This window comes from Pseudaeromonas sharmana (assembly GCF_042649925.1).
Lineage (GTDB): Bacteria > Pseudomonadota > Gammaproteobacteria > Enterobacterales > Aeromonadaceae > Pseudaeromonas > Pseudaeromonas sharmana.
The window spans coordinates 286,690-297,318 of sequence record NZ_JBHSAF010000007.1 but is presented as its reverse complement, the minus strand read 5'-3'; the positions used below and the strand labels follow the sequence as shown (position 1 = coordinate 297,318).

8 protein-coding genes are annotated in these 10,629 nt (G+C 59.2%); 3 read left to right on the top strand and 5 right to left on the bottom strand.

The features are described 5' to 3' along the window. Nucleotides 1–250 precede the first annotated feature (250 nt). Both ACFOSS_RS09050 and ACFOSS_RS09045 read left to right on the top strand, forming a co-directional pair. Nucleotides 251–670: a hypothetical protein gene (locus ACFOSS_RS09050; protein WP_377151994.1), complete on the top strand. Its 420-nt coding sequence runs from the start codon at nucleotides 251–253 to the stop codon at nucleotides 668–670. A 67-nt stretch (nucleotides 671–737) separates the two neighbouring features. After that, nucleotides 738–1,421 carry a 4'-phosphopantetheinyl transferase family protein gene (locus tag ACFOSS_RS09045; RefSeq protein WP_377151993.1) on the top strand — a complete coding sequence of 228 codons (684 nt, stop codon included), beginning with the start codon at nucleotides 738–740 and terminating at the stop codon, nucleotides 1,419–1,421. 1 nt (nucleotide 1,422) lies between these two features. On the opposite strand, the gene gabT is transcribed toward ACFOSS_RS09045, so the two are convergent. Both gabT and ACFOSS_RS09035 read right to left on the bottom strand, forming a co-directional pair. Beyond that, nucleotides 1,423–2,703 (bottom strand): 4-aminobutyrate--2-oxoglutarate transaminase, encoded by a 1,281-nt coding sequence (gene gabT / locus ACFOSS_RS09040; protein ID WP_377151991.1) that lies wholly within the window; start codon nucleotides 2,701–2,703, stop codon nucleotides 1,423–1,425. Nucleotides 2,704–2,738: 35 nt separating this feature from the next. Then, entirely contained in the window at nucleotides 2,739–4,193 is a 1,455-nt protein-coding gene (locus ACFOSS_RS09035; protein WP_377151990.1) for an NAD-dependent succinate-semialdehyde dehydrogenase, read from the bottom strand. Between the two features lie 116 nt (nucleotides 4,194–4,309). Between ACFOSS_RS09035 and ACFOSS_RS09030 the strand changes: the two genes are divergently transcribed. Continuing rightward, nucleotides 4,310–5,245 carry a LysR family transcriptional regulator gene (locus ACFOSS_RS09030; RefSeq protein ID WP_377151989.1) on the top strand — a complete coding sequence of 312 codons (936 nt, stop codon included), beginning with the start codon at nucleotides 4,310–4,312 and terminating at the stop codon, nucleotides 5,243–5,245. A gap of 74 nt (nucleotides 5,246–5,319) precedes the next feature. Here ACFOSS_RS09030 and treZ read toward each other — a convergent pair whose 3' ends face one another. The 3 genes from treZ to ACFOSS_RS09015 form a co-directional block, all read right to left on the bottom strand. Beyond that, on the bottom strand, nucleotides 5,320–7,059 hold the full coding sequence (treZ, locus tag ACFOSS_RS09025; RefSeq protein WP_377151988.1) for a malto-oligosyltrehalose trehalohydrolase: 1,740 nt from the start codon (nucleotides 7,057–7,059) through the stop codon (nucleotides 5,320–5,322). An 817-nt stretch (nucleotides 7,060–7,876) separates the two neighbouring features. Beyond that, a complete protein-coding gene (locus ACFOSS_RS09020) occupies nucleotides 7,877–8,509 on the bottom strand; it encodes a HEPN domain-containing protein (protein ID WP_377151987.1) in 633 nt (210 codons plus the stop codon). Between the two features lie 6 nt (nucleotides 8,510–8,515). Further along, a complete protein-coding gene (locus tag ACFOSS_RS09015; RefSeq protein WP_377151986.1) occupies nucleotides 8,516–9,556 on the bottom strand; it encodes a ParA family protein in 1,041 nt (346 codons plus the stop codon). Nucleotides 9,557–10,629 lie beyond the last annotated feature (1,073 nt).

Here is a 10,629-nt window from a genome sequence, read left to right as displayed (position 1 = left end):
GGTTAGAATACCTGCCTGTCACGCAGGGGGTCGCGGGTTCGAGTCCCGTCCGTTCCGCCACTACACAGTAAAGCCCAGACTTCCGTCTGGGCTTTTTGCTTTGCGTTGTCCACAGAATCGGCTGGTTCCAGTATGGGCGTTAGCTGAGCTCCGAGGCGGTAATTTAATCCTGTTTGCTGAAATTCCTTGCCAAATGCAGTGAGTTGAGAATAAATATCAAATAGTATTTATTCTCAACTGTGAGGTTGTGATGACACCTAACACAGCCCAAGTGCAAGCTGCCGAATATTGGAGCACATTGACCCCCCGGTTGCAGCATGAGCGCCATTCTGCGATTCAAGTGATTGAATCCTATTTGGAATGGGTGCGTGAGCGAGCGGTATGTCATCAGGCTGAGGCCTGGAATTATCATGAGAGCTGCTGTCAGCAGTTAATGCGAGCCGTCGATGACTCGCGCTTTGCTCCCGAAGTGAGGGAGCTGTGCAGTGACTACCTCTGGCAGCCATTGGAAGAGTTGCAACGCTTGAGCCTGTCACCCTGCAGCCAGCCACGTTGCCGTCATCGGCTGCAATGTTTGATGCAACAACTTGAACAGCTGCTGCTGCCAGTCACACGGCGTCAACCCGGTATGTACCTCTGTGCCCGGTGTGAGGCCATCGATCTGCACTAACGCGACGATTTGCATTTGGCTAGCGGATCGGCTCTCATGTGCTCCTGCGTAGTATTAAGGAGGCACGATGGTGGAGCTGATCGGCATAGTCCAGTCTGAATGGGCCTCTCTGCCCTATGGACTCCTGCCCGAGACACTCGTGGCGCAAGCAGCCAGTTACTCGCCATCGCGCCGGGCCACATTTCTGGCTGGCCGCGCCTTGCTCGCCGCTGTGTTAGCGCAACAGCACCATCTTTCTACCCTGCCCCCGCTGGTCGTCGGGCCCCATGGCCGTCCGGCGTTCGCCGATCCTGAGTTGCCCGATTTCAATCTCAGTCACAGTGGCGACTGGCTCTGGCTGGCGCTTGGCCGCGGCCCCCTCGGGCTGGACGTCGAACAGCAGCGCCCGCGGCGCAACCTGGATAAGTTGATGGCCCATGTGTTGTCGGCCGAGGAGCTGTGCTGGGTGGAGGCTGAAGCCGATCCGCTCACGGCGTTTTATCGGCTGTGGACACTGCGTGAAGCCGTGCTGAAGGCGTGTGGTCGCGGCTTGGCCGGGCTGGGGCAGCTAACGCTATCACCCGCGCTGCGGCAACTGCACAGCCAGGCGCTGGCGCCCGGCGTCATCCAGGTGGCGGAATGGCAAGGTTGCAGTCTGGCGTTGTATCAGGCCGGTTCCGGTGAAGCGATTCGGGTGCGGCAGTGGCGTGGCGAGGCGGGATTCGAGGCCTGCCCGCTGCTGTGGCAGGCCCCGTGGCAGCTATTGGCCTAGTTTACTTGGCCAGTGAACTGAACAGCTTGTCGAACACGGCCAGCCCTTCGTCTAACACGTCCCAGTCGATGGTCAACGGTGGCAGGAAGCGGATGACGTTGCCGCGCACGCCGCACGACAGCAGAATCAGCCCGGCCTTGATCCCCTCACTGACCAGTTGCTTGGTCAGTGCCGGGTTCGGCACGCCATGGTCACCACCGACAATCAGCTCTACGGCCACCATGGCGCCGAGGCCTCGCACCTGACCGACGAGTTGCGGATAGCGTTGCTGCAGATCGCGCAGCTTGGCCTGCACCTTGTCGCCGACCTGAACGGCCCGCTCGCACAGTTGCTCTTCATCGATCACCTCCAGCACCGCCAGTCCGGCAACGCAACCCAGCGGTGAGCCGACATAGGTGCCGCCGAGGCCGCCGGGGATCGGCGCATCCATGATCGCCGCCTTGCCGATGACGCCGGAGATCGGGAAACCGCCGCCGAGCCCCTTGGCCACGGTGATCAGGTCCGGCTCGATGTCGGTGTGCTCAATGGCGAACAGCTTGCCGGTACGGGCAAAACCGCTCTGCACCTCGTCGCAAATCATCACGATACCGTGCTGGTCGCACAGATCGCGCAGCGTCCGCAGGAAGCTGTGGGGCGCGGCGTAGAAACCGCCTTCGCCCTGCACCGGCTCTATGATGATGGCGGCGATACGGCCTGGCTCGATATCGCAATGGAATAGCTCTTCCAGTGCGGCAAGGGCGAACGCTTCGCTGATGCCGAGATATTCATTCGGGTAGGGGAGGTGGTAGATCTCGTTCGGGAACGGACCGAAGCCGATCTTGTAGGGATTCATCTTGCCGGTCAGCCCCATCGTCATGTTGGTGCGGCCGTGAAAGCCGCCCTGGAACGCGATGATGCCGGAGCGTCCGGTATGGGCGCGCGCGATCTTGATGGCATTCTCCACCGCTTCGGCACCGGAGTTGGCGAAGGTCACCTTCTTCGGCGTCGGGCCCGGGGCGCGGCGTGACAGCTGTTCGGCCAGCTCGATCAGGCTGGTATACGGTGTCACCATGCCGCAGGTGTGGGAGAAGCGTTCGATCTGTGCGGCGACGGCGCTCTGCACCTTGGGATGCAGGTGGCCGGTGTTGACCACGGCGATACCGGCGGCGAAGTCGATGAAGCGCTTGCCCTCAATGTCCCACAGCTCGGCATTCCTGGCCTTGTCGATGTAGACGGCGGCCATGTTCGCCATGCCGCGTGCCAGAACCTGTTCCTTGCGGGCTTGCCACTGTGCGTTGCTCATTGTGATTGCTCCTTGCGTATTCGTGAATGCCCGGCTCAGAAGCCGCCGAGGCAGAGGTATTTGAGTTCCATGAATTCATCGAGGCCGTACTTGGAGCCTTCGCGGCCGAGGCCGGACTCCTTGACGCCGCCGAACGGCCCCACCTCGTTGGAGATGGCGCTGTCATTGATGCCGACCATGCCGTACTCCAGCGCCTCGGCGACGCGGAACAGGCGGTTCAGATCGCGGGTATAGAGGTAGGCGGCGAGGCCGGCGCTGGTGTTGTTAGCCAGTGCGATGGCTTCGGCTTCGTCATCGAAGCGCACCACGGCGCTGACCGGGCCGAAAATCTCCTCGCGGGCGATGCGCATCTGCGGCTGGATGCCGGTCAGCAGCGTCGGCGGATAGAAGCTGCCATCCTGCGGCGTGGCCGTATGGCGGACGACACACTGTGCGCCGGCGGCCAGCGCATCCTCGACCAGCGCCTGCACCTTGTTGACGGCGGCGGCGTTGATCAGCGGGCCTATCTGGGTGTCGGCTTCGAAACCGTGGCCGACATTGAAGGCGGCGATGGCCTCACCGAGCCGGGCGACGAAGCGGTCGTGAATACCGCTCTGCACCAGGATGCGGTTGGCACAGATGCAGGTCTGGCCGGCGTTGCGGTACTTGGCGAGCAGTATGCCCTGGATCGCCTGCTCCAGATCGGCGTCGTCGAAGACCAGGAACGGCGCATTGCCACCCAGCTCCAGCGACAGCTTCTTCACGGTGCCGGCGCACTGCGCCATCAAGCGCTTGCCGACGCCGGTGCTGCCGGTGAAGGTCAGTTTGCGCACCACCGGGCTGGCGGTCAGCACTTCGCCGACGGCGGCGGAGTGGGTAGTCGGGACGATATTCAGCACCCCGGCCGGCAGCCCGGCCTGTTCCGCCAGTTCGGCCAGTGCCAGTGCACACAGCGGGGTCTCCTCGGAGGGTTTGAGCACCAGGGTGCAACCGGCGGCCAGCGCCGGCGCCACCTTGCGGGTGATCATCGCGACCGGGAAGTTCCATGGCGTAATGGCGGCGACCACACCGATCGGTTGTTTCAGCGTCAGGATGCGTTTGTCCGGGGTCGGCGCCGGCATCACATCGCCGTAGGTGCGCTTGGCCTCTTCGGCAAACCACTCGACGAAGCTGGCGCCATAGGTGACCTCGCCGCGCGCCTCGGCCAGCGGCTTGCCTTGCTCCAGCGTCATCAGCTGGGCCAGCGGCTCGGTCTGGCTGACAATCAGCGCGTACCAGCGCTTGAGGATCTGGCTGCGCTGTTTGCCACTCAGGGCACGCCAGGCCGGCAGGGCCGCTTCGGCGGCATCGATGGCGGCCTGGGCGTGCTCTGCACCGAGATTGGCGACGTCAGCCACTATGCTGCCGTCGGCCGGATTGGTGACCGCAAAGTGCTGGTCGGCCGAGACCCACTCTCCGGCGATGTAGCCCTGGGTACGGATCAGGGCGCGGACTTCATGTTGCAGTGTCATAACAGCTTCCTTTCGGCGACGCGTGGCCTGGCCACGCACGGATAAGCCATAGTAGATCCGCGCATGCGTATGATAAGTTACGACGTATCAACTCATAGTTTGAGGAATATAAAACTATGGCCGGTAAAATCGCCGCGCTGGCGCAGATCGCCGATCTGGACTTGAAGCTGCTGAAGCTGTTCAAGACGGTGGTGGAGTGTGGCGGCTTTGCCGCCGCCGAGACCGAGCTGAACATCAGTCGCTCGACCATCAGCATCCATATGAGCAAGCTGGAAGCGCGGCTCGGCCTGTCGCTGTGCCAGCGCGGGCGCAGTGGCTTTGTGCTCAGTGAAGAGGGGGCGGCGGTCTATCAGGCGGTGAACCGCCTGCTGGAGCAGATCGAGGATTTCCGCAGCCAGCTCAACGGCATGCATGTGCAGCTGGCCGGCGAACTGCGCATCCTGACCAGCGACTCGGTGCTGCTGGACCCGCGCTGTCCGCTGACACCGGCCCTCGGCGAGTTTGCGCGCCAGGCGCCCAAGGTGCGACTGGCGCTGGACATCGAGGCGATGGGCGAGATCGAACGGCGCGTGCTGGCCGAGGAGATCCACCTCGGCGTGATCCCGTTTCACCGCGAGCTCGATGGCCTCGACTACCTGCCGCTGTATCAGGAGCAGTGCTACCTCTATTGCGGCGCCGATCATCCGCTGTTTGCCGAGCATGACGACGCCCGGCTCACCGCCCGGCTGGCCGACTATCCGCTGGCCCACGCCGAACTGCAGACCCACCCCGAGATCAGTCGCCAGCTGGCGGGCTTTCGCCGCGAGGGCAAGGCCTACTACTACGAGAGCCGCGCCGCTCTGCTGCTCTCCGGCGCCTATCTGGGGTTCCTGCCGGATCAGTTCGCGGCGCCCTATGTCGCGGCGGGCCGGCTGCGCACGCTGCTGCCGCAGCAACACCACTACCGGCTCGGCATGGTGGCGATCAGCAAGCGTCATGCGCGCGTGCACCGGCCGCGGGATCAGTTTCTGGCGTTATTGCGTGCCCAGCTGGCACGTCAGGGCGGCCACTGACACGCCTGGCGGCGCTCAGCGGGCGGAGGCAGAGAAGCGGGAGAGCGCCGGTGGCGAGCACCGGCGCTGGATGGTTAATCGGCGACGCGCAGGTAGATGTGGGCGCTGAACGGTGGCAGCAGACCGCCGACCCCCGGTTCATTGCTGCTCAGGTAGAGTGCCCATTGCGCCTCCACCGGCACCTGGCAGGTTTCGGTTGAGAAGTTCAGCAGCGTCAGGCTCTCGTCGGTCTGGATACAGATCAGGCCAGTCTGCGCATCAGCGGCGATGCCGACCTGCTGCTTGTCGCGCGGACCGAGCTTGCCGGCGCGCTTCAGCGCAATCAGCGCCTGGTAGAAGTGGAACAGCGTCTGGCCGTCGGCGCTGTCGAGGCGGGACCACTGCAGCTTGGAGTCGGTGAACGCCGCGCGGTCGTGGGCATCCCGGGGTTCGCTGCCATCCTGGAAGGCGAACTCGCGGCGGCGGCCATCGCGCACCGCCTGGATCAGGTTGGCGTCGGCGAACTCCTCAAAGAACAGGAACGGTGCCGTCTCGCCATACTCTTCGCCCATGAACAGCATCGGCACATAGGGGCTGGCCAGCATGGTGATGGTGGCCAGCAGCGCCTTGTCGCGGCCATAGCTGGCGATCATGCGATCGCCCTGGGGGCGGTTGCCGATCTGGTCGTGGTTCTGGGTATGCACTACGTGCTCGGTGGCGGCGGTGCCACGGCCATCGGTGCCGAACAGGCGGTTGTAGAAGGTATGCATGCGGGTACCGTCCAGCACGAAGCTGTCGCGCAGCGCCTTCACGATATCGTCGAAGCTGCCAAAGCTGTCGTAATGACGCCCCTTTTCGCCGGTCAGGAACGCGAACAGCGCATGGTTCAGATCGTCGTTCCACTGGCTGTGGTAGGCGTAGCCATCGGCGGCGGTGACTTCGGTCTCGTTGCGCAGGTGTTCGGCGATCATCAGGATCTCGCGTCCCTCGCGGGCGGCGATGTCGCGGGCCAGATCGGTAATTTCGCGCAGGATATGGCGCGGTGAGGCGTCGAAAATCAGCGACACGGCATCCATGCGGAAACCGTCGAAGCCGATCTCTTCCAGCCAGTAACGGGTGTTGGCCAGATAGAAGGCGCGGATGCCCTCGCTGTGGCCGCCGTCGAAGTTGATCGCCGCGCCCCACGGCGTATCGGCTTGCTTGGTGTAGGGGGCATAGGCCCAGCTGTAGTTACCTTCCGGGCCGAAGTGGTTGTAGACCACATCCAGAATCACCGCAATGCCCAGATCGTGGGCCGCCTCGATGAAGGCCTGCAGATCGGCATAGCTGCCGTAGGCGCCGTGCAACGCAAACAGATAGGTACCGTCATAGCCCCAGTTGCGCTCGCCGGGGAAGGCCGCCAGCGGCAGCAGCTCGATCACCGTAATGCCCAGCGCCTGCAGGTGCGGCAGCTTGGCCCGGGCGGCGGCCAGGGTGCCCTCCGCGGTGAAGGTGCCGATGTGCAGCTCATAGATGATGGCGTCGTCGATGGTGACGCCGCGCCAGTCCGCGGCCTTGACGCGGCTGGGGTAGGCCACCGCCGAGGCGCCGTGCACGCCGTCCGGTTGGGCGCGGGACGCCGGGTCCGGGTAGGCGGTGCCGTCCAGCTCGAAGCGGTAGCGGCTGCCTTCGGCCAGGCGGGGCAGGCTCAGGCTCCAGTAACCGGCCGCATCGCGCTGCATCGGCAGCGTGCGTGCCTCATCCTCGAGGCGCAGCGCCACCTGCTGACGATCCGGTGCGAACACGCGAAATGCCGATTGACCCTGTTCGTTGTTGTAGTGACCTAACGCGACCATGTTTCCCCCAGTGATTCTTGCCGGTGTTGGCTTCCATCTCGGTCGTCGTAGGCTGCCCGGATGGAACTGGTTCCACTCTACCCTGTTCTGATCGCGGCGACACAGGGGCGGGGGCGGATCATGGGGGTGGAACGGGATCCGGATCATGCCGGAGTCCGGTTCGACCTCGACCCGGGCTGCCGTCCGGGTTCTGGAACGGTCGTGGCTGTTCCGCCGTGGTTCGGGTTCGGGTTCTGGAACGGTGACGGCCGTTCCGCCCTTGGTCGGCTTGGGTGGTTTGCCAACCTGCCGCTTGGCGGGGGCGGCAAGGGGGCATAAGGCCATGCCCCCTTGACCCCGGGCCTTTAGCGTATGCCGACTGCTGGGAAAGCCCCTCGCTGCGGTGGGCTCTCCACCGGCCGGTCGCTACACGCCGTCCCTGGCGTGAAGCTCCCTCTCGCGGTCATCCTGACCGCTCACCGGCTGCGTGCCCCCCTACGCTCGGCCCGGCAGACGGCGCCAGTATCAAGCGTCAACATCTAAAGCCAAAGGGTTTGGCTCTGGTAGGTTGGCGCTGAGCGTTAGCGAAGCCCAACGGGTTGCTGCTCGACGGGGTATGGCTGATTTGCTGTGCTCAGAGGGTTAAATCTTGCGGCCAGAGGAAATAGGGGCCGAATTTTGGACTCATTCTAAATTCACCGCCGGCTTCTTTACCCTTGACCCTTGGCGGTGATGTAATCTATTGTGGATTAAATCATGAACGCAATTACACCTCGCTAATCGCCAAGGGGCAATTACATCGTCGCATGCTAGTAATCAATTAGTTCACATGGTGGCATTAATTAACTATCGCATCTATTCCTAGGACTAATTTTTTTATAAATTCTCTGACGATTTCCAAGTCGTTTTTGTGTATAGGCCACGGAGTTCTAGGTGCGGTTGGTTGCATATCTCCTTCATGTGCTATTTGGTTTCTGCGGGATACTATGGCAGATAGCTGTCCTTTTATTTCTTTTGCTTTTTTTTGGTGGTTAGTACCCGTTGCACCATAATGACTTGCAATACTGTTCCATAATTCAACTGAAGAAACCAGTCTAATACCATCAGCGATAGACTCGTGCCCTTGATATGTTACGAATCCCAATTGTCGCCTTACCTCGAGGTCAAATATAGAACCAGCTTCTGTTTGGTTTGAGGCGTTCATTATTCGATTGATTGCGTCATTACTAAGCATGAACTTGTTGAAAGCTGGTGTGGATGGCCTATTTCCAATAAAAATCTCAACCATTAAGCCAGCCACTAGTTCGTGAATGTATAAATCTAAAGCTGAAATTCTGGCAACCCACTCAGCTCTAAGTAATTCATCTGAATTTAATGCTTTAGTTGTTGACTTTGATAAATAAGCATGCGTCGCTGATAACATATCGCAACGAGCCCATGCATCATTAAAAACATTAATTGGTTTGTTCATTTTTATTTATTCGATTAGTTTAAGCAATCTCTCTGCACAAAGTCTAAATGCATCCTCAAAGGACTCCATTGATTTTTTTGTTTGCTCCCACACTGAACCCTGTTGAGATACCTGTTCCGCAGTAAGTGCATATACAGGTGTTTGAAATTCTTGGGAAAGGGCAATAATGCTATTGAAATCAGCAACCTCCATTATTGGTTCCCAAGGGTTAATGTTTGTTAATGATGTGAATGAATGGATGTCAAGCATTCCTGCAGCAACAAAAGTCGGAATTAATGTATTTTGTAGCCCTGATTGCAATTTATCTATCCAAGATTGAAAGGCTTTTGATGCCTTACCATTTCTTGGGCGATATTTTTGAATTATCGCTCCGGCAAATTTTATATCAGGGCTGGGGAAAGGGTAATCTGCACTTGCTAATACATCCAATCCGTATGCCATTTCGGCCCATTTTTTCCATTTCGGCAATGCTCTCGCAAGAGAGCTCAATGCCATTGATGAAAAATAGTCAGGATGTAAGGGTACAATAAAAAAATCTGACGTCATGAGCAGATTTTGATTTAATGGACCAAGACTTGGGCTCATGTCTACTAGTACAACATCAATATTGTATTTTGTTGCTGTTTCATCAAGCAAATATCTAATTGAGCCTGGAAGATTTCTTAGTGGAAGCAATGAGCCTGATAGTTCCTGCGCGATACCTAGAGTAGTTTCGTATTCTGAAAGGGCGATATGGCCTGGTAATAATAATAAATTGTTATTACCCTTGACACTTATGCATTCAGCACCATCAATCATCCTTGGTTGTGATTCAAATGCTGGAGATAATGCGTCTTTGACATTGTTACATGGGTTTGATGAATATGTTGGTTCAAGGTCTTCGACCCCGTCATAACCCATTACCATTCCTGTAAGGTTACATTGGGGATCGAAGTCGGCAAGTAATACTCTCTTCCCTAGTTCAGCCATCTTCCATCCAAGGTTAAAAGCTGTTGTTGTTTTGCTCACACCACCTTTGTGATTGAATAAACATATTACCTTCGCCATTCAGCACCTCAAATTAATTAAAGTTGGCCAACAAAACACATCAATTAGTTTGATATGTACTGATTTTCCCGCCAAACATTTCGCCATCGGCGGCCTGTGTTCGACGACAGGCAGCTTGAATTTTGTCGGTCTCTAGACTAGCGCAACCGTTTTTCGGAGGGAATGGGTTCGATTGGGCAAGATCCCATTTTGTTAAGTTTTTATTCAATCGTTGGGTGTTTATGCGGGTTGCGCGGTAACCGTTGGGCTTCGCTCATCGCTCATCGTTCAGCGCCAACCGACCAGAGCCAGAGCGTTAGCAGGATTCGGCTCCACCATTGCCGGGCAAATGGCTCCTATGTCTTTGCTTTGTCTGGTTCACCAATGTCTGCGCCGTCTGGCGGGCCGAGGGGCGGGGAAACGCAGGCGGTGAGCGGTCAGGAAACCGCGAGAGGGCGCTTCACGCCAGGGAGGGCGTGTAGCGACCGGCCGTTGGAGTGCACTCCGCAGCGAGGGGTCTTCCCGCCAGTCGGCATACACCCAGCCGCAGGATTGTTAAGGGCCGCGGCTTCGGCCCTTAACCCGCCCCCGCCCAGCGGCAGGTGGGCAATCCCACGTTTGCCGACCAGGGCGGAACGGTCCTCACCGTCATCCCATCAGGTCATGATGGAACGGCCCCACCGATCAGCCCCCGCCCAGCGGCAGGTGGGCAAACCCCCTTTGCTGACCAGGGCGGAACGGTCCCTTCGATAGCAGAACATCGCGAGCTTCGCTTGCTCCTACAACCGGTTGAACGTGGGCGTTGCCAGGTTTGAATGACACGGCCATGTTCCCGCCAGCAGAGCATCGCGAGCTTCGCTTGCTCCTACAACTGGTTGAACGTGGGCATTGCCACGATTGAATAACACGGTCATGTTCCCGCCAGCAGAGCATCGCGAGCTTCGCTTGCTCCTACAACCGGTTGAGCGTGGGCGTTGCCAGGTTTGAATGACACGGCCATGTTCCCGCCAGCAGAACATCGCGAGCTTCGTGTGCTCCTACAACCGGTTGAGCGTGGGCGTTGCCAGGCTTGAATGACACAGCCATGTTCCCGC